This is a genomic window from Pseudomonas sp. P9_31, assembly GCF_034008235.1.
Lineage (GTDB): Bacteria > Pseudomonadota > Gammaproteobacteria > Pseudomonadales > Pseudomonadaceae > Aquipseudomonas.
In genome coordinates, this window is the sequence record NZ_CP125375.1 from 1334017 (window position 1) to 1357683 (window position 23667).

Below are 23667 nucleotides of genomic sequence, written 5' to 3' on the forward strand. Positions count from 1 at the left end.
CTTCCCTGATTGCTGGACGGAGCGGGCATCGTTTGGATCCGAGTGATCTGAGCATAGTCGCCAGGTCAGAAATTCGCCCGGTTGCCCGAAACGAATCATTTCCGGGGTCGGTCTGAAAATCATCTAGCCTGTAGGTCAGGCCAGGGAAAGTCATAGGACGTTTGCCCGCGCCCGACATAAAGAGGCTGGTTTCACCTGAGGTAATGCCATGGAAGAGCAACTCCCCACGACTGTGACCGATAAACCCACGTTACTGCTGGTCGACGATGAGGAGTCGATTCTCAACAGCCTGCGCCGCCTGCTGCGCGGCCAGCCCTACGAGGTGCTGCTGGCCACCAGCGGCGCCCAGGCCCTGGAAATCATGGCGCAGCGGCCGGTTGACCTGGTGATGAGTGACACGCGCATGCCCAATATGGACGGCGCCACGCTGCTGGCCCACGTGCATCAGCGCTACCCCGACACCCTCCGGATCATGCTGACCGGTTATGCCGAGCCCGCGGCCATTATCAAAGCCATCAATGAAGGTCAGATCCATCGTTACATCAGCAAGCCCTGGCACGATGAGGAAATGCTGCTGACGTTGCGACAATCACTCGCCTATCAGCACTCCGAGCGTGAACGGGTGCGCCTGGTGCAGGAGACGTGGGATCAGAACGAGCGATTGAAGCAGCTCAACACCACCCTGGAAAAACACGTCGCGGCCCGCACCAGCGAGCTGCAACAGACCGCCGACATGCTCGACCTGGCCTATGAAGAGCTCAAACGCAGCTATGTCACCGGCACCGAAGTATTTTCGTTGCTGGCCAACCTGCGCCTGCCGCCCGCCAAGCAGACCAACCGACAGATCATCGAACTGGTGCGGATGTACTGCAAACGCCATGGCCTGGACGAAGGCAGCAGTCGTGACCTGACCATGGCGGCGGCGCTCTACAACATCGGTAAGTTGAGCTGGACCGACAGCATGATGAGTACGCCTTCGGATCTGCTGCATCACAATGACCGCGAGCGCTATCGGGGTTATCCGAAGCAGAGTGAGTCGCTGTTGATGACACTCGATCCGATGAAGGATGCCGCCCGGCTGATCCTGCACCACCAGGAGCGTTGGGATGGCAGCGGTTTTCCTGACCGGCTCAAGGGCGAAGCGATTCCGTTCGGTTCGCGGTTGCTGAAACTGGCGGTGGACTTCATCGAGTTGCAACGCGGGCTGATCCTCGAACGGCAGATGAACAGCGATGAAGCCCTGGTGTATATCCGTCAGTACGCCGGTCGCCTCTACGACCCGGAACTGCTGGAGGATTTCATTCAAGTCTGCGCCGCTTACCTGAGTGACGTGACGCTGGCCGATCCGACGGTCAAGGTGCTGACCACCCGGGATCTGCTGGCGGGCATGATCCTGGCTCGCAACCTGAATGCCGACAACGGCATGCTGCTTCTCAATGCCGGCAAGGTGTTGAACGGGCCACTGGTGGAAAAGCTGATCGCTTTCGAGGCGATGGAGGGTGCCAAGTACAGTATTTTCGTGAAAGTGCCGGAGGACGTAGAGGCCGCACTTCTCGAGGTGGGAGAGGTGTTCCAGGCTCAGCACTGATCAACTGTGGGCGCGGGGCTCGGCAGATGCTTTTTCGGCGTGACGCAGAACCGACACTCGTGTGATCCTTGCGCTTTTTATCCAAGGCCGAGCTTGATCCATGACGCTTTCATCCATCGCTTCGCCCCGCATCATCCGCATTGCCGCCGCTCTGCTGATCGGCCCCGATGGTCGCACCTTGCTGGTCCGCAAGCGCGGCACCTTGGCGTTCATGCAACCGGGGGGCAAGATCGAGGCCCACGAGCAACCGGTCCACGCTCTTGCCCGTGAGCTGGAAGAGGAACTGGGACTGGTCATCGATCCGGCGCACGCCGCTTACCTGGGGACATTTTCGGCACCGGCCGCCAACGAGCCGGGTTTTGTCGTACAGGCCGAACTCTTTCAACTGACCATCGATTCGCATGTTTCCCCGGCGGCGGAAATCGAAGAGGTGCGCTGGATCGATCCGGCTACCGACGGCGATATCACCCTGGCGCCATTGACACGGGACCTGATCTTGCCGTTTTATCGAGCCTCACTGATCGAAACCGCCTGATCGTCCAAGGACGGAGGATGCCCATGATTCCGCTTCAAGACTTGCTGATTTTCGCCGCAGCGGCGCTGTTGATGGTACTCACGCCCGGGCCGAACATGATCTATCTGATTTCTCGTTCAATTTGCCAGGGGCGCAAGGCCGGGGTGACTTCGTTGCTGGGCGTGGTCGCGGGATTTCTAGTACACCTGTTCGCTGCCGCAGCGGGTTTGACCGCGGTGTTCATGGCCGTGCCAGTGGCCTACGAAGTGCTGAAGTGGGCCGGTGCGTTGTACCTGCTATGGTTGGCCTGGCAGGCGGTCAAGCCAGGTGCGCGGTCGCCGTTCGAGGCGCAGCAGTTGCCGGCGGACTCGTCGCGCAAGCTGATCACCATGGGCTTCCTCACCAGTGCTTTGAACCCGAAAATCGCGGTGTTTTACCTGTCGGTGTTTCCGCAGTTCATTACCCCTGAGCACGGTTCGGTGTTCACCCAGAGCATCATCCTCGGCCTGACCCAGATCAGTGTGAGCTTCAGCGTCAACCTGCTGATCGCGCTGTTCGCCGCGGGCATCGCGTCCTGGTTCGTCAACAACCCGAACTGGCTGGCGATGCAGCGTTACTTCATGGGCTTTGTGCTGTCCGGGCTGGCGGTGCGGTTGATGATTGAGCAGCGGCGAGCGGTCTGAGCATGTGGATTGAACGGCTTGATGCCAGCCACGCCCTGGATTATCGGGCGCTGATGCTTGAAGCCTACGACCAGCATCCTCAGGCGTTCACGTCCAGCGTGCGTGAGCGTGCGGCGATGCCGTTGGGTTGGTGGGAATCGCGCCTGGCCAGCAAACTGGACGTGGTGCTTGGTGCGTTCGAGGAGGGCAAGTTGGCGGGCATCGTCGGCCTGGCCTTCGAACCCCGGGAAAAGGCCCGGCACAAGGCCACGCTGTTTGGCATGTACGTGACCGGCAAGGTACGCCAGCGTGGGCTCGGTTACCAACTGGTTCAGGCCGCGTTGGCCGAAGCGCAAACCCACCAGGGCCTGAGGCTGATCCAGCTGACCGTCACCGCCGGCAACGAAGCCGCCTTCAGGCTGTATCAGCGCTGTGGATTCGTGCAGTTCGGCCTGGAACCGTTGGCGGTAAGGGTCGGCGAAGACTACTTCGACAAGATCCACATGTGGCGCGAGATCCCCCCAAAACTTGAAGTTTAAGATTTTGTGGCGAGGGAGCTTGCTCCCGCTGGGCTGCGAAGCGACCCCAAAAACTGCAATCGCATGTTTTCAGGCACTCCGTATAGGTTTATCGGTCTTGCTCGCGAAAACGGCAGGTCAGCCAACATCCATGTTGAATATGAAACCGTCTTCGCGCTCCCGCTCCGTTCCGTGTTTCTTCATTGCGAGGTTCAGCGGACGGCGCTAACCCCATCCAGCGTCGAAAACGACGTGTCCTTGGCCGTCAGCAAAAAGTCGCGCATGTACGGCGCATCCAGCATGTCGGCGCGAATCCCGGCGTAGAGCGTTGCGAACAAGCCTTTTTCCCCCAGTCGCTTGGCCTTCACGTAACCCCGTGAGCTGTACTCATGCAACGCCCAATGGGGCATGCCGCATACGCCGCGACCACTGGCCACCAATTGCATCATCATCACCGTCAGTTCCGAGGTGCGCACCTGGGCCGGTTCGATGTCGGCCGGCTCCAGGAAACGGGTGAAGATGTCCAGCCGATCGCGCTCCACCGGGTAGGTGATCAAGGTTTCCGTGAGCAGATCTTCGGGCACGATGTACGGCTTGCTCGCCAATCGGTGCTGGTTCGCCACCGCGAGCATGGCTTCATAGGTGAACAGCGGCACATAGGTGATCCCGGCCAGTTCCAGCGGGTCGGAGGTCACCACCAAATCCAGATCGCCACGGGCCAGTGCCGGCAGCGGGGCGAAGGAGAAACCGGAGGCCAGGTCCAGCTCGACTTCCGGCCAGGCATCGCGGAACTGGTCGATGGTCGGCATCAGCCACTGGAAGCAACTGTGGCACTCGATGGCCATGTGCAAACGCCCCGCCGTGCCACCGGCCAGCCGCGCAATGTCACGCTCGGCGCCGCGCAACAACGGCAGAGTGGCGTCGGCCAGTTGCAGCAGGCGCAAGCCGGCACTGGTGAAGCGCACCGGTTTGGTCTTGCGCACGAACAACGGCATGCCCATGCGTTCTTCCAGCTCCTTGAACTGGTGGGACAGCGCCGACTGGGTCAGGTGCAGGCGGTCGGCCGCATCCACCAGGCTGTCGGCTTCGCGCAGGGCATGCAGGGTTTTCAGGTGACGGATTTCAAGCACCGGGGGCTCCATGAGGAAAATTTGTGATCAACACGAAAAGGTTGAGTTTGTCTCATGTTGGCTTGGCTGTCGACAATAGGGCCATCTTTTACAGGGAGAATTATCACCATGGCCTTGGCCCACACACTTGGTTTCCCGCGCATCGGCGCAGACCGCGAACTGAAAAAAGCCCTCGAAGCCTACTGGAAGGGCGACCTCGGTCAGGACGCGCTGAAAAGCGTCGGCCGCCAACTGCGCGCCACCCACTGGCAATTGCAGAAAGACGCCGGCATCGACCTGCTGCCCGTGGGCGACTTCGCCTGGTACGACCAGGTGCTGACTCATTCGCTGACCTTCGGTGTGATTCCCGAGCGCTTCGACAGTGCCAAGGACTCGCGCGGCCTGCCGACTCTCGACACCCTGTTCGCCATGGCTCGTGGCGCATCGGCGGCCTGCTGCGGCGGCGAACATGCCAAGGCGCAATACGCCCAGGAACTGACCAAGTGGTTCGACACCAACTATCACTATCTGGTCCCGGAGTTCAGCGCAGACCAACAATTCAAACTGAGTTGGGAGCAGTTGTTCGACGAAGTCGACGAAGCCAAGGCCCTTGGTCACAACGTCAAACCGGTGATCATCGGCCCACTGACTTACCTCTGGCTGGGCAAAGCCAAAGGGGACGACTTCGACAAGCTCGACCTGCTGGAACGCCTGCTGCCGATCTACGGTGAAATCCTCGGCCGCCTCGCCGCTCAAGGCGTGGAATGGGTGCAGATCGACGAGCCGATCCTGACCCTCGACCTGCCACAGGCCTGGAAAAACGCCTTCGAGCGCGCCTATCACATCCTCCAATACTCGCCGCTGAAAAAACTCGTGGCGACCTACTTCAGTGGCCTGGAAGACAACCTCGGTCTGGCGGTCAGCTTGCCGGTGCAAGGCTTGCACATCGACGCCGTGCGCGCCCCGGATCAACTCGGCCAGGTGCTGGATCGTCTGCCGACCTACAAGATTCTCTCTGTAGGTCTGGTCAACGGCCGCAACGTCTGGCGTTGCGAACTGGAGCAAGCCATTGCGCAACTGCAACCGGCGCAGGAACGTTTTGGCGACAACCTGTGGGTCAGCAGTTCCTGCTCATTGCTGCACAGCCCGGTGGACCTGGATCGCGAAGACAAGCTCGACCCGGAACTGAAAAGCTGGCTGGCCTTCGCTGTACAAAAGTGCGGTGAAATTGCCGTGTTGCGTGATGCCCTGAACGACCCGCAATCACCCAAGGTGCAAGCTGCCCTGGCCCAAAGTCGTGCGATTCAGGCCAGTCGCGCCGAGTCACCGCGTATTCATAAAGCCGAAGTGCAAGCACGCATCGACGCCATCGGTGCAGCGGACAGCCAGCGCCACTCGCCTTTTGCCAAGCGCATCGAGCAACAACGAGCGCGGCTGAAACTGCCGGCCTTCCCGACCACCACCATCGGCTCGTTTCCGCAAACCGGCTCGATCCGTCTGGCGCGGCAAGCCTTCAAGCAAGGCAAACTGTCGGCCAGCGACTACACCGACGCCATGCACAGTGAAATCCGCCACGCCGTGCAAGTTCAGGAACGCTTGGGCCTGGATGTGTTGGTACACGGTGAAGCCGAACGCAACGACATGGTCGAGTACTTCGCCGAGCAACTGGACGGCTACCTGTTCACCCGTTTCGGCTGGGTTCAGAGCTACGGTTCGCGTTGTGTGAAACCGGCGATCATCTATGGCGACCTGAGCCGCCCGAAGGCCATGACCGTCGACTGGATCACGTACGCACAAAGCCTGACCGACAAGGTCATGAAAGGCATGCTCACCGGTCCCGTGACCATGTTGATGTGGTCGTTCCCCCGCGAAGACGTCTCGCGCAAAATCCAGGCGCAGCAGCTGGCCCTGGCGCTGCGTGACGAAGTGGTAGACCTGGAAAACGCTGGCATCAAGATCGTCCAGATCGACGAAGCCGCGTTCCGCGAAGGGCTGCCGCTGCGTCGGGCGCAATGGCAGGAATACCTCGACTGGGCGGTGGAAGCCTTCCGTTTGAGTGCCTCCGGTGTGCGTGACCAAACCCAGATCCACACCCACATGTGCTACAGCGAGTTCAATGATGTGATCCAGTCCATCGCCGCCATGGACGCCGATGTGATCACCATCGAAACCTCACGTTCGGACATGGAACTGCTGGAGGCCTTCGAAGCCTTCGATTATCCGAACGACATCGGCCCGGGCGTCTATGACATCCACTCGCCACGGGTGCCGGACACGGCCGAGATGGTCAAGTTGATGAGCAAAGCCGTTAAACGGATTCCGGCCGAGCGGTTGTGGGTCAACCCCGATTGCGGGTTGAAGACCCGGGGCTGGCCGGAAACGGAAGCCGCTTTGGTGAACATGGTGGCAGCGGCGCGGCAGTTGCGTAGCCAACTGGCTTAAAGCTCTCGCGCAAAGGGCTGGGGTTGTGGAACCTGTGGGAGCGGGCTTGCTCGCGAAGAGGACGTGTCAGTCGACATCAATGTTGCCTGGCCCACCGCCTTCGCGAGCAAGCCCGCTCCCACATGGATTGCCGGGCGTCAGAGGTTTTCGAAGTGAGCAAGTACCGCCGAACGTTTGCCGATATCGGCGTAGGGCAGGGTGGTATCGTCAGCGTGGGTCAGAAACCGGTGCTCAGGCAGCTTCAAGTGGGCTTTCTCGAATTGCCGTACTGCCGGTTTTGCGCTGGAGTAGTGAAAGTGGGCGTACCACAGCAACTCCTCCGGTGTTAGCGTCAGGTCCCAGATTTCGTATTCCTGCATATAGTCGGTGCGGCCGTCCTTGCGTTTGCCGAGGTTTTTGATCGGTTTGGTTCTACGGATCTCCACCGCGTTCTGGTCGATCAGATCCTGGAGCATTCCATCCGTGGGTTTTCTGCTGGTCAGTGACTGCCGGGTACGCATCGCTCGTCCGGTCGTTTTGAGTGCGCCGGCCTTGTCGCGCAGTTGTTGAATGATGGGGTCTTGCGCAGCCATGTTCTGGATGCGATCGGCGCGGCGGGTCAGTTCGTCGGCTTCGCTGACCATCATGTGTTCCAGGTCGACCGGAAGCATGTCCTGCTCGGCATAGGATTGAACCCTGGCGTGGTAGGTCGGTTGGGCATCCAGGCGCATTCGCGCATCGGCCACTAACGCTGGGAGATTCATTTGAGCCGGCGCTGGCGCCGGTTGCGTGTCTGGCGGGTTCAAAAGGCGGAATTTGCCGTTGCTGGCTTGCTCCCAGATTTCCTCGTATCCCCCGCGGCCGGTCGAGACGTATTGGTGCCTCTGGGTCGTCGGTTCCCAGCGCTCAACCCCGATCAGCAATTGATCGTCTTCGGTGGTGAAAACTCTCTGTCTGACTTGCCCTGCAGGTGCCGTTGGGGCAGGCTGTTCGATAATGCCTTTACGGGCACGTTCGGCTATCTTTTCGATCCCGGTCATCAGCGGTTCAACTTCATCCAAGTGGAAGTGTTGCGGGTAGCTGGTGGTCCAGATTTTCATCTCGCGACGAAATTGCGTGTACAGCGTGAGGCAGTCCTGGAGGACCTGATTGCGTTGTGCCCGGGTCGCGCTGACTTCTGGCAGCTTGTATTGCGTGTACAAGGCTCGATCGACTTTGGCGCGAAGATCCTGTGCCTGTCCTAACAGGTAGTACCAGGACACATCGCTGGTGCGGCCATAGCGTTTGATGATTTCCAGCCGTTGGCTGGTTCTCAGATAAAGCAAATTGGCTTCACTGTGTTTGGTGTTCAGCTCGTCGACAAGGGCCGTCATTTGTTCCTTGTCCGATCTCATGCGAATGCGTTCATACCATAGATTGACATCGCCCTTGAGCGCTTCCATCTGATCCAGTTTGCGCACGTACTCCACACGCAATGTGCGGATTTCTTCCAGTATGCTCACACGTTGGGTGAGCGTATTGCTCGGCAAGTTGTCCAGTTCCTGGGTCAGGTCGTCAATCCGTTTCGTCAAGGGGACGATACTATGTGAAGCGTGAAGTGCGCGGCGCCTGTACCGGTCAGTCAACAGCCAGGCTGTCTTGCTTTGCATCTCGATCAATGCACGTTGTTTGTTGCCACGGGTCAGTGGCTGCAAATCAGCCAGTGTCTGGTAACGCCGGGCTGCCAATTCGATATCGCCGACACATGCGGCTTCGGCAGCAGGCATCAGCGCCGGGCGATTCTCAGCCGTGGCGGCGCCGTATTGGTTGATCACGCTATCGCTCTTCACGCCCCGGGTCTCGAGTTGCCGAGCAAGGTCATCGGCCGCTTCGGCCAACTGATGATGACGGCGAAAAGCCTGATCGGCCCACCAGCGCGGCAACCGTTGGCGAAAGGTTTGCGGCCAGATCGGGTTGAGCGCATCGGCCAAGTGCCCGAATACCTGCCCACCACCAAGACCGCCGCCTTCGAAGGTCGTCCCGTGGACGCCGAACCAGGTGTCCCAATGACCCGCTTCATCCAGGGCAATGGGCTGTTTATAGGTAACTTGGCGTGTACCGCGTAAACGCCAGTTGCGTGAGTCGTTGCTTCGTTCGACCTGAAAAATGCGCCCCTGGCGGACAATAAAGTCACCGTCGGCATGGCGGTAGATATTGCGGTAAATGCCATGGGTGGCTGGTTGCAGCCCGGACAGGGAAATCGGTTGTTCATACTCGTAACCGGCGAAGCGTGCGACCACGTGCCGGGCCTGACGCATGGAGGGCGCCTGCAGCGCTGACACACTTCTGGCCAGCGCACGAAGCTGGCGAATACGCGTCAGTGATCGAGCGCCCTTGGACATCACCGAGAATGCCGCCTCACCGGGGAGCAGGTCCATGGCCGCGTCGATCAATGACAACAACACCGATTCGATCTCCGCCAGACCGTCACCCACGTCACCGCGTAAAAAGGCCGCCACCGCTTGATTCGCGGCAGTCCAGGCATCGTAGAGGGCGAAGGCGGTACCGACAAAGGGCAGCAGCCCCAAGGCCATTTTCAGGTAGTTGAACGCGCGCGGGCCTTTCAGGGCATACCGCTCCATGTACAACGCATCGTTGGAGCGAGACGTGCCGCGATGGGCTTCGATCAGGCGTCCCATATGGGCATCGAGCAGGTGCGCGGCCAACGATGTGGTCGCCGGCCAGCGTACGCCGACACCGATCATGGCATCGAAGTGTTGGAGCACGGCCTGATTGATGCGGCTTTCATGGGCTCGTACGCTGCCCTCCAAAGCCCGGCCGGCCAGATAGCTGACCCACTTGTCGTGCACGCACAAGTTGAATAGGGCCTTGCGCGCGGCTTCCAGACTGTCGTAACGGCGCAGGAACTGGTTATCGGGGCTGTCGGGCAGATACAGCAAGGTCATGCCGCTGATCTGTTCTTGAATGAAGGTCACGCCGGACAAGGTGGCGGGGCCTTGATTGGACGTGTCGCTGCCCCCCGCGCTCAGGTAGGCCGGCAGGATTACGATGCGCTTGCGATCGGCGCGCCAGGCTTCAGGGGTATTGGCGTCGATGGCAATGTCCAGGACTTGCAAGTCGTCGTGGCTGATCTGCCTTTGCAGGCGCGCGAATTCACCCTGCAACTTGAGCATCACCCGCCAGGGCTCGATCAGGCATTCACGGCGATGATCCTTCACGAAAACAGGCTCGTCGACCGCCCCCATGAAGGTGTCGCGGATGAGTTTTTCGTAGGCCTTGGGCAGATCCAGTTCCGGCAGGAGTTTTTTCAAGTAGGGAACGGTGATGCCAGCCGTCAGGCGCTGGCGCTCGGTTTCATCTGCCGTGCTGACCTCGACTTTCATGAAACCCAATCGTAGTGAAAGGGGTTCCAGTTGCATCGACGGGGTGTTGTCGATATTAAGCTGGGCCAGTTCTTCGAGTGACATTTTGCTGCGCGTGACACTGGGCACCGGTACGATCCTTGTGCCCGAATATCCGGGAGCTGGATCGGCTCGTTTTTCCAATTTCACCGAATCGGGTAAATCGAGCTTCACCTCGAAACTGCCCTCGATTGAGAAGTCTTTGCGCAAACGGGCGTGCAAGTGTTTCCGGGTGAAGTCGTCCCGTGGTTCCAGCGCGATTGCCAGGAATTCGTGGCTGCGGCGCATCGATGGGATGAATGTTTCGATCAGAGCCTTGAGCCCTACGCGGTCGTCTGCAGGCAATGTGCTGAGCCAGTCGGGCAGGCTGGAGGCCAGCGTGGCGCTGCGGTCTTGCTCCAGCAGATGTGAGAAGACCAGGCTTCTGGCCGCGTGCACCGGAACCTGCAAGGCGGCGAGGGTTTGTTTGCGCAGGGTTTCCAGTTCGTCGGCATGCTGTGCGCGCTGACGTATGAGGCCTGCCTTTTCTTCGTAGTCAGTGGTCTGTTCGTTCAGGCTGTAATGCAGAGGGTCGGTATCGATTTTTTTCAGTTGCAACGCCAGGATTTTGTCTTGGTCCTGAATCTTGAACACCTGCCGCTCCAGCTCCCGACGGCTGGCGAACCGTTGCAAACCTCCACCGCTGCCTGGCCAATAGAGCAGAAGGCTGTGTGATGAGCTTGGGTCCAGCAGCGTGGCCGGTCGTATGATGACAAACGGACCGTTGAGCGCTTCGGTCTGGACGGTGGTCGTGGCGCCATTTTGCTCGGTCATCGACAACGAGAGGCTGGCTGCGACGATGGCCGCATCGCGATCGGCCGCGGCGGGTGTGTCCAGCACAGCCTTGAGCAGGTTGAACTCATCGCTGTCGAGCTGGTTCAGAGCCAATTGAAGCCTGGCCTCGGCTTGCAGGCCGTCCTTGTGTGCCTGGTAGAGTGCGCTGAATTCGCGGTTGAAGGTCGTCAGGTCCAGGGTTCGCGTCCGGTAAAGCAGGGCGGAGGCGGCCGTGTCAGCGGCTTGTTCAGCTGTCTCCAGGGCCTTGAGTGAGTCTTTGAAATTTCGCTGGCGGTCGGTTTGGCTGTCGTCCTCCAACCATGTTTCGAGTGCGTCGCGCTGTGTGTTCAGAGCAGCTTGACGCTGGGGCCAGGGGATATCGGCATACAGGCTGCCGAATAAGGGTTGTTCATCTGCCTCGGTATCTCCATCGGCGGTTGAGATCCGTTTCTCAAGCATGGGTGGTGAGGCGAAAACGACTCCGTTGCTGCGCTGTCGATCAATCTGGTTGGCCTGGACGAGGGATTGAGCGCCATGCTCCGCCAGCCCGGGTTTATCGCGAGTTCCATTGCGTAAAGCGGTGATCTGCGCCTGCTGCCGAGCAGAAAACAGATCGCTGATACCCACGACCAGTGGATCGGTTCTGGCGGTGTATTCAAAGCGGATGTTATCGATGGGCAATCCCATCGAGACGAGTGTTTGTCGAGACAGCCAATCTTGCATGTCGCTGCGTTGATTGAAGGCCTGGATTGCGGTGGGCCGGCAGGGTAGGTACAGCAATTGGCTGACGCTTGCCGGATCTCCCGCGCTGATGACCCACGCGCCTGGGAGTTTGACTTTACGGTCGTTGCTCAACACCAGGGCCAGTTCCTCGGTGTGGATGGGCTGGTTGTTCAGACTCAGGGCCTCGAGGGGCGGATCAATGATCAACAGCAGTGGTTTGAGTTGTTCAGCCGTCACGGTTCGCCGGGCAAATGCCACCTGAGCGGCTGCCTCGATATGGTCACGGTAAAGCTGCACTGCCCGTTCACGTCGCGATACCGGCGTGCCGGGGGCACGCTGATCCCAAAAGGCTCGCCAGCGATCGCTGTGCGCCTGTTCCGGGTTGAGGGTCTTGAGCCGTTCGAGCATTTGCAGCGGTGTCAGGGCCGACAGGGAATGGGGCGGGTTCAGGCCGGTCACTCGACAGCGCTGATCAAGTGTCGTCTCCAACGTCGGGTGTTGCAGGACGAAGGCGCAGGCATCGGTGAAGCTGACAAAACGTTCCGGGTGCTCATCCGTGGCGAAGAAGAGCAAGCCGGCTTGTTGCCCGTCCAGATCCAGCTTCTGTTTCAGCAGTTGGTCCAGGGTGTCTCGCACGCCCGGCGTCGCGGCAAACAGCTCGCGTATGCCTTGGTTGCTCTCGCGCCAGCGTGCCGAGGCATGCAGAAACAGGCTTTCATCAGGGTTGTCCGGTAGGGGGAATGAGGGCGGTATTACGACCGGCGCCGGGTAGGGGAGGTCGGGAAGAAGTCTATCGATCATGGCAACTTGGCTCGGTTGGGGAGCGGTGGATCCACTCCATTCGCGAGCCATTTAAGGAAAATTGCCGGGGGCGGTGGCGTTACATAGTTATGGCATCGGGCAGCACAAGCTTGGAAATGACACCGTTGTACTGAGGCGCTTGCGACGCTGTTGGGACATTACTCATGGCTCCACCATTTTCAATCCTGGTGATCCTCACGTTTCGAATACCGAAATCATTGCCGTTGCTGATGTTCTGACGGTTATTCAGGTAAAGACGCCGGGTTTGTTTTTGGGGGATGGTGAGTCGGATCGAGAGGGTGTACCACACACCATTTTTAGGTAATTCATGAACCAAAAACGCCGAGCCTGCACTGTCTTCAACGGAAAGCAGAGGGTTGCGCAGTCCTGGGTTGGGGTATTCCTTGATATGACAGGCTTCGATGCTGCAAACGTACTGACCTGGTGGAAACTCTACGTCGCGGTAAAAAATAGCCCCCGCGGCTTGGTCGACCGGGCCTGAATCGGTGAAGTTGAAAAAAGCAGTAACCCCGGCCCAGTTGCGGATCGAACCGCCTCTTGCAGCGTTCCACGGTATCCAGCCCCCATAGTTACTCTGGAACGTGTCATGCAAATCTGTCCATCCCACTGTTTCGCCAATCGTGATCTGCAATGGCTCGGACTGCACCACGGCCTTGCCGGGGTTTTCGATCTTGTAGAGCACTGTCAGCGGGCTGCTCCCGTACCGGTCGATGTAGTCGCTCTTCACGGTGAAGATAACGGGCTGTGTGGCATCGATGATGACTTGGCGGAAAATGTAGAGATGGGCAACGCCATCGGTGCCGGTGACCTGCCAGTACAACTCCACCGTTGCACCGTTGACCAACGGCCAGTAAGTGGGGATTCGCACATGTGCCAGCGTGGTGTCGGCGGGCAGTTCCTCGCCCTTTTGCTCGTCGATGGTCGGGGCCGGGGCGGGCAGGACGAGGCCGCTGATGGTGACGGTGTAGGATCTGGAATGACGGGTGTCCCTGGCCCTTTGTCGGGTATAGCCAAGGGTCATGCCGCCGCGGATACCGTTTTGAATGAACTCATTTTCCAGATCGATTCGCAGTGACCGGGTGTTGCTCCTCACGTTCAGCGGGATGACGCGCTCGACTCGGTCACCGACGGCGGTTGACAGTACAATCGTGAGCACTACTACGTCACCGGCCGTGAACTGTTCGTTTAGCAATACCGTTGCCGTCTCGCCGTTCAATGCGTGGTGTTTGAGGTTGTCAGGATTGCCTGGCTCCGCCTGATCGATCACGGGGGCTATCAGTAATTGTTCCGTCGGTTTCAGCGCGAGGAAAACGGCTGACGACCAGCCGCTGCCATTCTCCACGATGTCCCAGATTTCGTAGGCAAGTGCCACCCTGTCGGTATTGGGCAGCGTGGCCAGGAAGTCGGGCGTCAATTCAAACAGCAGATCACCTAGAGCGGTGACTACCATTCGCAGTTCGCGTGGCCCTACCGCCAGATAAACCACGTCGTCGATTGCCTGGTACTCGTATCGAGGCACGGTGACGAACATACCGTTTTCGATCACGGTTTTGTCGATGACTGTTTCCGAGGGGATCGGCAGGGCCAGTCCCTGATTGTTTGGCAGGTCGAGTCGGGTATCCGCTTCGCCCGGCCCGAAAGGTTTGTACAACAGGGGCAAGGAAGGCGAGTTTTTCTCGTTTTCGCTAGGACGTTTAACGCTGAAATACAGCGACAGCGCATCGGGCATGGGCGCCGGCGAGGCATACATCTGTTCGAGGAGGTCGGTCGGAATATAGAAAGGCACCAGTTGGTTGACGTACTGCCCTACGAAAAAAAGTTCCCCGACAGGCGTCGGGCGTGACCCGAGATACAGCCGGATTTCGTCGGTACTGTCCATGTTGAAATACGGGAAGATATAGCCCAACAAACCGCGTCGGTCGCTGTTCACCATGTTGCGGTTCACGCCAGCGACGTTGTTGGCTAGAGATTTGTACCCCGGAATGAACGGCGGGACGTCCGCCAGTACGCGCAAGGGGTCTGCATCGGTGGAGAACACCAGTACTTGGGTCGCGGCGTTACTGTTTTCAGAAAGGTTGGTCATGCCCAGGGCTCAACTAATGGATGGATAGCGCCGTACTCAGCTGCGGAATGGCGTGCGGATGACCTGATTGGATACCGGCTAACGGAATCTTTCTACTGTCAGAACTAACAGCTCAGCGCTCCTTTCAGACGGATGGCGTAGCTGATCCATCCGTTGTGCCCGGCACCGACCGCTCGGCGATCTTCATCAAACTGTCACGTAACTGTGGCAGCGCGCTTGAACAAACTTCATCAGACTCGCGCTCTACTGGAGTTCTGCGTTTCGGTGTTTTTCATGCGTGCCTTGTTTTTATCGGCGGCCACTTTTCTGGCCGCTTTATTGTTCAGCCTGTCGTCCCTGGCGGCTTCGCGCTGCGATGTCAATGTTCCGACTGAGCGGGTCGATCTGGATCAGGTGAGCCTGGCGTACCAGAGTATTGGTCGTGCCTCGGATCCGGCGTTGTTGCTGGTGATGGGGCTGGGCGGGCAGTTGATTCACTGGCCGGACGAGGTGGTGGTGGCGCTGTGTCAGCAAGGTTTTCGGGTGATTCGCTACGACAATCGCGATGTCGGCCTGTCCACTTGGCGCCAGACGCCGGCCGAGGCCAACCTGACCTTTGAAGTGCTGCGTTACAAGCTCGGTTTGCCGGTGGCCGCGCCTTACACGCTGACGGACATGGCCGACGATGCACTGGGGCTGATGGACGCCTTGCACGTCGAGCAATTTCACGTGCTGGGTGCCAGCATGGGCGGGATGATCGCCCAGCATCTGGCAGCCATGGCGCCGCAGCGTGTCGAGAGCTTGACGTTGTTGATGACCAGTTCGGGGGCCGAAGGCTTGCCGGCGCCGAGTGCGGCGCTGGTGCAGTTACTGTCGCGACGCGGTGCGCCGAATCGTGAAGTGGCGCTTGAGCAACAGGCTGATTTGCTGGCGGCACTGGGCAGCCCGGCGGTGAGCGATGACCGGCAGGCGCTGCTGCATCAGGCGGCGCAGTCCTATGACCGGGCGTTCAACCCCGAAGGCGTGAAGCGCCAGATCATGGCAATCCTCGCCGAACCGAGCCGCGTGGCGCTGCTTAACCAATTGCGCGTGCCGACGTTGGTGGTTCACGGCACCGCCGATCCGCTGTTGCCGGTGATGCATGGCGTGCACCTGGCGGCGCATATTCGTGGCAGCCAATTGAAGCTGATTCCTGGGCTGGCCCATCGTTTTCAGGAAGCGTTCAAGGCACCGTTGCTGGCGGCGGTGTTGCCGTACTTGCAGGCCCACCGCGAAGACACCTCGCATTGGGCGCAGATTGATCCGGTGGCTGAACATAATCTTCTATAACGCCTCAATCCAGTGTGGGAGCGGGCTTGCTCGCGAATACGGTAGTTCATTCAGCATTGATGTGACTGACACACCGCTTTCGCGAGCAAGCCCGCTCCCACAGGTTTTAGGTTCTCCGACAGGTTCAGGTTTTACGTCGGAACGAAGTTATCCAGCATTCGGTTAACCGCCAGTTCACCCAACATGACGGAGTTCTGGATGCCGAGCACGGTGTTGCGCTGCGGGCCGTTCAGCAGCCCCGCGAAATCGCTCAGCATCACGCTCGCTGCCGCCAGCGATTCGCAGGCGTTGACCAGCAGGGTTTCGTTATCGGCGTCGGGGGCGACGCAGTATAGGGTGCTGGGTTTGCGTGGGGTGTCTTTGGGAATGACCGGTTTGAGGTAGTAATCGAGGGCGCGGTCGGCGGCTTTGTTGAGTTTTTTGGAGTCTGGGGTTTCGTAGGGAGAAACGTCGTCGGTTTCCGGCAGGTTGGGCGTAATTTTGAACATTGGGCATTCTTCCTAATAGTAGAGCCGCAACCTGTCTCGCTACTAAACGGAAGGGTGGCGGCTGTGCGCAAGTTAGTAGACCGGTAAGATTACCCAAAAACCCGGCGCGCCCGAGGGCGCCATGCGCACAGCTACCATCAAGCGCAGGTCGAAACCTGACTGGATGACACTTGTGCAACCGGATAACTTAGCCGGGCTACTAAACCCGATCACTGGGAATCAGTGACAGGAACCAAGTTACCGACGGGCCTCCAGGCGCACAAGCCGGCGGATTCTGACGTGGTTGTAGGCGACGGCGCAAGGCGCTGTAGCTTTCAGGAAGTAACGCTAAAAAGAACTAAACGCACCCTCCCAAACACCCGGAACTCCCTGTGGGAGCGAGCCTGCTCGCGAAGGCGGTGTATCAGCCAATGCAGATATCAACTGACAAGACGCCTTCGCGAGCAGGCTCGCTCCCACGGGTGGAATAGTGGAATGGCTGCCACTTCGGACTGTCAGGTGTATCGTTCGAACTTTCCGGCGCGATTCAAGCCTGCGAGGTAAATGATGAGTACCCCCCTGAAAATCGACTTCGTCAGCGATGTATCCTGCCCTTGGTGCGTCGTCGGCCTGTACGGTCTGACTCAAGCCCTGGATTTACTGGGCGACGAGGTGCAGGCCGAGATCCGTTTCCAGCCGTTCGAGCTGAACCCGAAGATGGGCCCGGAAGGGCAGAACATCACCGAACACATCAGCGAAAAGTACGGCTCGACGCCTGAGCAGTCGCAGAAAAATCGCGAGATGATCCGCGCGCGCGGCGCCGAGGTCGGGTTTGCCTTTCGCACGGACGGCAATAGCCGTATCTACAACACCTTCGATGCCCATCGCTTGCTGTACTGGGCGGGGCTGGAAGGGTTGCAGTTCAACCTGAAAGAGGCGCTGTTCAAAGCGTATTTCACGGAGGGTGGCAATCCGTCGGATCACGCACAATTGGCGCAGATCGCTGAAAGCGTGGGGCTGGTTCGGCAGCGGGCCGAGGCGATTCTGGCGTCCGATGAATTCGCCAAAGAGGTTCGCGAGGAAGAGCAGTTATGGCTATCGCGCGGAGTGAGTTCGGTGCCAACGGTGGTATTCAATGGGCAATACGCCGTCAGTGGCGGGCAGCCGGTGGAAGCGTTTGTTGGCGCGATTCGGCAGATCGTGAGTGAAGCGAAGGGTGGCACGGTCAACGGCTAATGGCTCGATCTGCGTAGGAGCAGCCTGCGGCAGCTCCAGGAATCGTGCGATTTTTTGAATTTAGCCGTGCAGGCGAACCCAAACGCTGACCAGCACCGTCGCCGCCATCAACCACGCCACCGCCGCCACGGCGAGCGAAGCCTCCAGCCGCATCCGGTCGACCATCACATACAAGGTCGCCAGATACACGAAGTACGGAATGATCGACCACATGCCAAACACGATGGTGGTCTTCAAATCATCCAGCGAACGCCCCTTGCCAACGATGTAATGGGCGATCAGCGCAAAGGTCGGAAACAGCGGCACCAGGCCTGCGATGTAATAGTTTTTGGTCTTGGCCAGCATGGCGAGGATGATCACCACCGCCGCGCCCAGGGTTGCTTTGAGAATCAGGTCCATCAGTGGCTCAGCCCGTATTTCTTCACTTTGTCGAACAGCGTGGTCTTGGCCATCCCCAGTTCCTGGCTGGCCTGGGTCAGGTTGCCGCCGCTGCGCTGCAAGGCGTCGTTGAGCAGGTTGCGTTCGAAGGCTTCCACCGCTTCGGCGAAGGCCAGACCCTGATTACTGCCGCTGGCACCGGATTTTTTGAAGGCCGGCAGGCCCAGGGCGAAACGCTCGGCGACGTTACGCAGCTCGCGGACGTTGCCCGGCCAATCGTGGCTCATCAAGGTCGACAGGGTCTGGTTGTCCAATTCCGGCGCGGTGCGGTCGAAGCGCAGGGACGACTGCTGCAGGAAGTGCTCGAACAGTTGCAGGATGTCTTCGCGGCGTTCGCGCAGCGGCGGCAGTTCCAGAGTCACTACGTTCAGGCGGTAATACAAGTCGCTGCGAAATTCGCCGGCCTTGCTCGATTCATCCAGATCGGACTTGGTCGCGGCGATTACCCGGCAATCCACCGCCACGCTCTGGTTCGACCCCAGGCGTTCGAGAGTGCGTTCCTGCAACACCCGCAGCAGTTTGATCTGCAACGGCAGCGGCATGCTTTCCACTTCGTCGAGGAACAGCGTGCCGCCATCGGCGTGCTCGATCTTGCCGATCCGCCGCTTGCCGGCACCGGTGAAGGCGTTGGCCTCGTGGCCGAAGATTTCGCTTTCGAACAGGTTCTCCGGCAGGCCACCGCAGTTCAGCGCGACGAACTGTTTGGTGTGCCGGCGGCTGAAGTCGTGCAGGCAGCGTGCAACCAGTTCCTTGCCGGTGCCGGTCTCGCCTTCGATCAACACGTTGGCCGACGTATCGGCGACGTTGGCGATCAATTCCCGCAGGTTCTGCATGGCGGGCGAGCGACCGATGATCCGGCCTTCCAAGGAATCCCGCTCCGCCAGTTGCCGGCGCAACGAAGAGACTTCCCGGGCCAGGCTACGTTGCTCCAGCGCGCGGCGGGCGACGTCCACCAGGCGTTCGGGGGAGAAGGGTTTCTCCATGAAGTCGTAGGCGCCTTTCTGCATCGCGCCGACGGCCATCGAGATGTCGCCGTGGCCGGTAATCAGCACCACCGGCAGGCTGCGATCGCGGGCCTTGAGCCGGGTCAGCAGTTCCAGGCCATCGATGCCCGGCAGGCGGATGTCGCTGATGACGATGCCGGCGAAGTTATCGCCGACCCGTTCCAGCGCTTCTTCGGCGCTGCCGACGCCCACGCAGGGTATGTCTTCCAGGGTCAGCGCCTGTTGGCAGCCGAGCAGGACATGGGGGTCGTCTTCGACGATCAGCACACTAAGGTCGTTGTTCATATTGGCTCGGCGGGAGTGGGGCTTACCAACGGTAAACTGAGGACGAAGGTGGTACCACCGCTGGCGGGGTGTTCGACACCCAGATGCCCGCCCGTGGCGGCGGCCAGGCTCGCCGACAGGGTCAGGCCGAGGCCCAGGCCCTGTTCACCGGGCTTGGTGGTGAAGAACGGTTCGAACAGATGCTTGCGCGCTTCGGCATCGATGCCATGGCCGTTGTCGCGCACCCGCAGACGATACTTGCCGTCGAACTCCTCGCCTTCAAGCCACAGCGCTGGTTGGGGCTGCGATTGCATGGCGTCGAGCGCATTGCCGATCAGGTTGACCAGAATCTGCTCCAGACGGGTCTGGTCGATCTGCACCTGCACGTCGGCGAAATCGCGCTGCAATTGCAGATGCGCGCTTTCCATTCGACTGCCCAGCAGTTGCAGGGCGGCGTCCACGGCTTTGCCGAGGCTGGCCTGGCCCTTGTCGTCGCCGCGCCGGGCGAAGGAACGCAGGCTGGCGGTGATCCGGCCCATGCGGTCGATCAGCTCATTGATGGTCTTGAGGTTGGTGCTGGCGACATCCAGCTGACCGCGTTCCAGAAAGCGCACAGTGTTGCCGGACAAGGTCCGCAATGCCGCCAGCGGCTGATTCAATTCGTGGGCGATGCTGGTGGACATCTGGCCGATGGCGGCCAGTTTGCCGGCCTGGACCAGTTCATCCTGGGCGCGGCGCAAGGTTTCTTCTGCCTGCCTGCGTTCACGAATCTGACCCTTGAGCCGTTCGTTGCTGGCGCGCAGGTCGGTGGTGCGTTCGGTAATCCGACGCTCCAGTTGATTGTTGGCTTCCTGCAGGGCTTCCCGCGCCGCGAGGCGGGTGGCGATCACCTTGCGCCGTTCGTTCCAGGCGATCAGCAGAAACGCCACCAGGGCAAACGCCACCGCCACCAGAATCCCCTGATTGATCGCTTCACGCCGCAAATCCTGCAGGGGGGTGAGCAGGGTGAAATTCCATGGGGTGTCGCTTAGAGGACGGGTTTGCGACAGGTAGCTGATGTTCTCTTCATCGGACATCAATTCGCTGTTGGCGGGGAAGGTCAGTTTTTCCTCGCCTTCGGCCAGTTTCTCCCGCGCCAGCGGTTGCAGTTCATTCAGCGGAAACCAGTAATACTGCAGGCTACGGGCCAGTTTTTCCTTGGTGTCGTCGCTCAATGGCACAACCGATTTAAGCCGCCGCGCCGGATCGCTGGAGAGAATGATGATGCCGTTCTCGTCGCTGACGAAGGCTTCCAGGCGCGCCCGTTGCCAGCGTTCTTCCATGGCTTCGAGGCGCACCTTGACCACCGCGACGCCGGTGATCTTGCCGTGCTCTTCCAGACCGTGAGCCAGGTAATAGCCGGGTTCGCCGCTGGTGCTGCCGATGCCGTAGAAACGCCCTGGCTGACCGCGCACGGCGTTCTGGAAATAGGCGCGGAAGGACAGGTCTTCACCGAGATAACTGTCGACATCGCGCCAGTTGCTGGTGGCCAGTACACGACCGGTGGTGTCCATCACATAAATGGCCCGACTGCGGCTGCGCCGGTTCAGACCTTCAAGGTATTCGTTGACCGTCTGCCGGTGTTCCGGCGACGGGTCGGCCAACAGCTTGGAAACACTCGATTCGAGTTCCAGCAGGCTGGGCAGGTAGGTGTACTTGCTGATCTCGCTTTCGACAGCGCGGGCGTGCAGTTCCAGCTGACGCTGGCCGTTCTCGCTGAGGCTGCGAATGCCGTAGTGTTCACTGACCCAGAAGCCGATGTAACCCAATCCGATCATCAGAGCGATGATCAGCGGCGGCAGGAACAGATGGCGAATCAAACGGGGTTTCACGGCGAGTGATGGCGGCGCTGCGCGATAGAGAGTGGAGTCGCATTTCATCACAGATGCCTTGGGTCAACCACAACACAAATATCCATATACCCGTTGACCCCCTGTGGGGGCGGGCTTGCTCGCGAAAGCGGTGTGTCAGCCAACATGGATGCTGAATGTGATGGCCTCTTCGCGAGCAAGCCCGCTCCCACATTGGGGAGCGGTGTATTGCTTAGTGCTGCAGAATTTTCTCGAGGAAATGCTGCGCGCGGTCGGAGCGGGCGCTGATGTCGCCGAAGAACTCTTCTTTCTTGCAGTCTTCGATGATCTTGCCGGCGTCCATGAAGATCACCCGGTCCGCGACCTTGCGGGCGAAGCCCATTTCGTGGGTCACGCACATCATGGTCATGCCTTCGTGGGCCAGTTGCACCATCACGTCGAGCACTTCGTTGACCATTTCCGGGTCCAGCGCCGAGGTCGGTTCGTCGAACAGCATGACGATCGGGTCCATCGCCAGCGCACGGGCAATCGCCACACGCTGTTGCTGGCCACCGGAAAGCTGGCCCGGGTGCTTATGCGCATGGGCAGACAGCCCGACGCGCTCAAGCAATTGCAGGCCTTTCTTGGTGGCTTCTTCCTTGCTGCGGCCCAACACCTTGATCTGCGCAATGGTCAGGTTTTCGGTGATGGTCAGGTGCGGGAACAGTTCGAAATGCTGGAACACCATGCCCACGCGCGAGCGCAGTTTCGGCAGGTTGGTCTTCGGGTCGGCGATGGACGTGCCATCGACGATCACGTCGCCTTTCTGAAACGGTTCCAGGGCATTGACGCACTTGATCAGGGTGGATTTGCCGGAACCGGAAGGCCCGCACACCACGATCACTTCGCCTTTTTTGACCTCGGTGCTGCAGTCAGTCAGTACCTGGAAGTCGCCATACCACTTGTTGACATTCTTGATAGAGATCATACGGCAAACCTTTTTTGCAGACGCTTGACCAGCAGCGAGGCGGCAAAGCTGATTGTGAAGTACGTGAGCCCTGCGAAAATCAGGAACTCATTGGAGCGACCGATGATGTCGCCACTGGCACGCGAGGCATTGAGGAAGTCCACCAGACCGACCGCGTAGACCAGCGAGGTGTCCTGAAACAGGATGATGCTCTGTTGCAACAGCAGCGGGGTCATCTTGCGGAACGCTTGCGGCAGGATGATCAATCGCATCATCTGGCCGTAGCCCATGCCCAATGCCTGGGCAGCACCCATCTGGCCCTTGGGGATCGACTGCACGCCGGCCCGGACGATTTCGCAGAAGTACGCCGCTTCGAACATCATGAACGCCACGATGCACGAGGCGAACGCGCCGATCGGGGTGTCTTCGCCGGTGATCCAGCGCAGTACGAACGGCACCGCCAGGTAGAACCAGGTGATGACCAGCAGCAGCGGGATCGAGCGGAAGTAGTTAACGTAGGCGCCGGCAATGTTCGACAGCAGTTTGCTGTGGGACAGGCGCATCAACGCCAGGATCGTGCCGAGGATGATCCCGCCGCTCACGCCCAGGGCCATCAGCTTGAGGGTCATGACCATGCCGTTCCACATACCCGGCAGGGACGGAATGATGCCCGAGAAGTCGAATTCCATCATTTACCCCCTACGGAAATCAGGCCCGGTACGGCGACTTTCTTCTCGACCGCACGCATCAGCAGCATCAGGCTCATGTTCAGCGTGAAGTAGATCAGCGTTGCCAAAGTGAAGGCTTCGAACAGGTTGGCGGAGAACTCGGCGGTCTGTTTGGTCTGCGCGAGCAACTCCATCAGGCCGATCAGCGACGCGACCGAGGAGTTCTTGAACACGTTCAGGAATTCCGAGGTAAGCGGCGGAATGATGATGCGGTAAGCCTGGGGCAGCAGCACGTTCCAGTAGATCTGCGGCAGTTTGAAACCCATGGCGCGAGCAGCGGATTCCTGGCCGCGGGGCAGTGCCTGGATACCGGTGCGCACTTGTTCGCAAACCCGAGCGGTAGTGAACAGACCCAGGCAGACGACGACGCTGAGGAAGGCCGAAGTGGTCGGGTTCAGGTCCTGCTTGTACCAGTCCTGCAGGTTTTGCGGCAGCAGGTCGGGCACCAGGAAGTACCAGATGAACAGCTGCACCAGCAGCGGCACGTTACGGAAGAGTTCGACGTAGCAGGTCGCGATGCCCGATACGATGCGATTCGGCACCGTGCGCATGACGCCCAGAATCGAGCCCAGCAGCAGCGCGATGATCCAGGCGACGACGGCGATGGCGATGGTCCAGCCCAAACCGGAGAGGTACCAGTCGAAATAAATCTCGCTGCCCACGCCGGTGGACTTGAAGAACACGCCCCAGTCCCAGTTGTAATTCATTAGGGTCTCCCCTCGGATTCGATCGATGTACAAGTGCCCGCCTGGGGAAGCTCCGTTCCCGCCCG

Annotated in this window: 17 protein-coding genes; 7 read left to right on the top strand and 10 right to left on the bottom strand. The window is 59.7% G+C overall.

All coding sequences use genetic code 11. From position 1 onward, the window contains the following. Window positions 1-208: 208 nt before the first annotated feature. The 4 genes from QMK51_RS06095 to QMK51_RS06110 all read left to right on the top strand — a co-directional run bounded on the left by QMK51_RS06095 (window position 209) and on the right by QMK51_RS06110 (window position 3303). Window positions 209-1588 carry an HD domain-containing phosphohydrolase gene (locus QMK51_RS06095; protein WP_320393443.1) on the top strand — a complete coding sequence of 460 codons (1380 nt, stop codon included), beginning with the start codon at window positions 209-211 and terminating at the stop codon, window positions 1586-1588. A 100-nt stretch (window positions 1589-1688) separates the two neighbouring features. Then, window positions 1689-2123, top strand: a complete 435-nt coding sequence (locus QMK51_RS06100; protein ID WP_320393444.1) for an NUDIX domain-containing protein — start codon at window positions 1689-1691, stop codon at window positions 2121-2123. Window positions 2124-2146: 23 nt separating this feature from the next. Beyond that, window positions 2147-2785 (top strand): LysE family translocator, encoded by a 639-nt coding sequence (locus QMK51_RS06105; protein ID WP_258699294.1) that lies wholly within the window; start codon window positions 2147-2149, stop codon window positions 2783-2785. 2 nt (window positions 2786-2787) lie between these two features. Further along, window positions 2788-3303, top strand: coding sequence for a GNAT family N-acetyltransferase (locus tag QMK51_RS06110; protein ID WP_258699295.1), 516 nt, complete (start codon window positions 2788-2790; stop codon window positions 3301-3303). A gap of 191 nt (window positions 3304-3494) precedes the next feature. Here QMK51_RS06110 and metR read toward each other — a convergent pair whose 3' ends face one another. Next, a complete protein-coding gene (gene metR, locus QMK51_RS06115; RefSeq protein WP_258616935.1) occupies window positions 3495-4412 on the bottom strand; it encodes a transcriptional regulator MetR in 918 nt (305 codons plus the stop codon). 108 nt (window positions 4413-4520) lie between these two features. Between metR and metE the strand changes: the two genes are divergently transcribed. After that, window positions 4521-6833, top strand: a complete 2313-nt coding sequence (gene metE, locus QMK51_RS06120) for a 5-methyltetrahydropteroyltriglutamate--homocysteine S-methyltransferase (protein ID WP_320393445.1) — start codon at window positions 4521-4523, stop codon at window positions 6831-6833. A 137-nt stretch (window positions 6834-6970) separates the two neighbouring features. Here the strand turns inward: metE and QMK51_RS06125 are convergent, their stop codons facing one another. Together QMK51_RS06125 and QMK51_RS06130 are read right to left on the bottom strand one after the other, a co-directional pair. Beyond that, complete coding sequence (locus QMK51_RS06125) at window positions 6971-12550, bottom strand: dermonecrotic toxin domain-containing protein (protein WP_320393446.1); 5580 nt, start codon at window positions 12548-12550, stop codon at window positions 6971-6973. Between the two features lie 79 nt (window positions 12551-12629). Then, the gene (locus QMK51_RS06130; RefSeq protein WP_320393447.1) at window positions 12630-14654 is read right to left on the bottom strand and encodes a hypothetical protein; all 2025 of its coding nucleotides are present in this window, start codon (window positions 14652-14654) and stop codon (window positions 12630-12632) included. A gap of 273 nt (window positions 14655-14927) precedes the next feature. Between QMK51_RS06130 and QMK51_RS06135 the strand changes: the two genes are divergently transcribed. Next, window positions 14928-15962 carry an alpha/beta fold hydrolase gene (locus QMK51_RS06135; RefSeq protein WP_258700674.1) on the top strand — a complete coding sequence of 345 codons (1035 nt, stop codon included), beginning with the start codon at window positions 14928-14930 and terminating at the stop codon, window positions 15960-15962. Between the two features lie 131 nt (window positions 15963-16093). Here the strand turns inward: QMK51_RS06135 and QMK51_RS06140 are convergent, their stop codons facing one another. After that, window positions 16094-16450, bottom strand: a complete 357-nt coding sequence (locus QMK51_RS06140) for a DUF6124 family protein (protein ID WP_320393448.1) — start codon at window positions 16448-16450, stop codon at window positions 16094-16096. Window positions 16451-16996: 546 nt separating this feature from the next. On the opposite strand from QMK51_RS06140, the gene QMK51_RS06145 reads away from it, so the two are divergent. After that, window positions 16997-17665, top strand: coding sequence for a DsbA family oxidoreductase (locus QMK51_RS06145; protein WP_320393449.1), 669 nt, complete (start codon window positions 16997-16999; stop codon window positions 17663-17665). 60 nt (window positions 17666-17725) lie between these two features. On the opposite strand, the gene QMK51_RS06150 is transcribed toward QMK51_RS06145, so the two are convergent. From QMK51_RS06150 to QMK51_RS06175, 6 genes are all read right to left on the bottom strand, one after another. Beyond that, entirely contained in the window at window positions 17726-18055 is a 330-nt protein-coding gene (locus QMK51_RS06150) for a GlpM family protein (RefSeq protein WP_320394485.1), read from the bottom strand. Window positions 18056-18063: 8 nt separating this feature from the next. Continuing rightward, entirely contained in the window at window positions 18064-19392 is a 1329-nt protein-coding gene (locus QMK51_RS06155) for a sigma-54 dependent transcriptional regulator (RefSeq protein WP_320393450.1), read from the bottom strand. Then, window positions 19389-21290, bottom strand: a complete 1902-nt coding sequence (locus tag QMK51_RS06160) for a sensor histidine kinase (protein ID WP_320393451.1) — start codon at window positions 21288-21290, stop codon at window positions 19389-19391. The genes QMK51_RS06155 and QMK51_RS06160 overlap by 4 nt, the downstream gene beginning before the upstream one ends. Window positions 21291-21453: 163 nt before the next feature. Next, window positions 21454-22188, bottom strand: a complete 735-nt coding sequence (locus tag QMK51_RS06165; RefSeq protein WP_320393452.1) for an amino acid ABC transporter ATP-binding protein — start codon at window positions 22186-22188, stop codon at window positions 21454-21456. Continuing rightward, on the bottom strand, window positions 22185-22856 hold the full coding sequence (locus QMK51_RS06170; protein WP_320394486.1) for an ABC transporter permease subunit: 672 nt from the start codon (window positions 22854-22856) through the stop codon (window positions 22185-22187). The genes QMK51_RS06165 and QMK51_RS06170 overlap by 4 nt, the downstream gene beginning before the upstream one ends. Then, entirely contained in the window at window positions 22856-23602 is a 747-nt protein-coding gene (locus QMK51_RS06175) for an amino acid ABC transporter permease (protein ID WP_320393453.1), read from the bottom strand. Before QMK51_RS06175 ends, QMK51_RS06170 begins: the two co-directional genes overlap by 1 nt. Window positions 23603-23667 lie beyond the last annotated feature (65 nt).

Excerpts from the sequence above, each read along its gene's own strand:
- QMK51_RS06095 (WP_320393443.1), top strand. The coding sequence starts at position 209 with ATGGAAGAGCAACTCCCCACGACTGTGACCGATAAACCCACGTTACTG.
- QMK51_RS06100 (WP_320393444.1), top strand. The coding sequence starts at position 1,689 with ATGACGCTTTCATCCATCGCTTCGCCCCGCATCATCCGCATTGCCGCC.
- QMK51_RS06105 (WP_258699294.1), top strand. The coding sequence starts at position 2,147 with ATGATTCCGCTTCAAGACTTGCTGATTTTCGCCGCAGCGGCGCTGTTG.
- QMK51_RS06110 (WP_258699295.1), top strand. The coding sequence starts at position 2,788 with ATGTGGATTGAACGGCTTGATGCCAGCCACGCCCTGGATTATCGGGCG.
- metE (WP_320393445.1), top strand. The coding sequence starts at position 4,521 with ATGGCCTTGGCCCACACACTTGGTTTCCCGCGCATCGGCGCAGACCGC.
- QMK51_RS06125 (WP_320393446.1), bottom strand. The coding sequence starts at position 12,550 with ATGATCGATAGACTTCTTCCCGACCTCCCCTACCCGGCGCCGGTCGTA.
- QMK51_RS06130 (WP_320393447.1), bottom strand. The coding sequence starts at position 14,654 with ATGACCAACCTTTCTGAAAACAGTAACGCCGCGACCCAAGTACTGGTG.
- QMK51_RS06135 (WP_258700674.1), top strand. The coding sequence starts at position 14,928 with ATGCGTGCCTTGTTTTTATCGGCGGCCACTTTTCTGGCCGCTTTATTG.
- QMK51_RS06140 (WP_320393448.1), bottom strand. The coding sequence starts at position 16,450 with ATGTTCAAAATTACGCCCAACCTGCCGGAAACCGACGACGTTTCTCCC.
- QMK51_RS06145 (WP_320393449.1), top strand. The coding sequence starts at position 16,997 with ATGAGTACCCCCCTGAAAATCGACTTCGTCAGCGATGTATCCTGCCCT.
- QMK51_RS06155 (WP_320393450.1), bottom strand. The coding sequence starts at position 19,392 with ATGAACAACGACCTTAGTGTGCTGATCGTCGAAGACGACCCCCATGTC.
- QMK51_RS06160 (WP_320393451.1), bottom strand. The coding sequence starts at position 21,290 with ATGAAATGCGACTCCACTCTCTATCGCGCAGCGCCGCCATCACTCGCC.
- QMK51_RS06165 (WP_320393452.1), bottom strand. The coding sequence starts at position 22,188 with ATGATCTCTATCAAGAATGTCAACAAGTGGTATGGCGACTTCCAGGTA.
- QMK51_RS06170 (WP_320394486.1), bottom strand. The coding sequence starts at position 22,856 with ATGGAATTCGACTTCTCGGGCATCATTCCGTCCCTGCCGGGTATGTGG.
- QMK51_RS06175 (WP_320393453.1), bottom strand. The coding sequence starts at position 23,602 with ATGAATTACAACTGGGACTGGGGCGTGTTCTTCAAGTCCACCGGCGTG.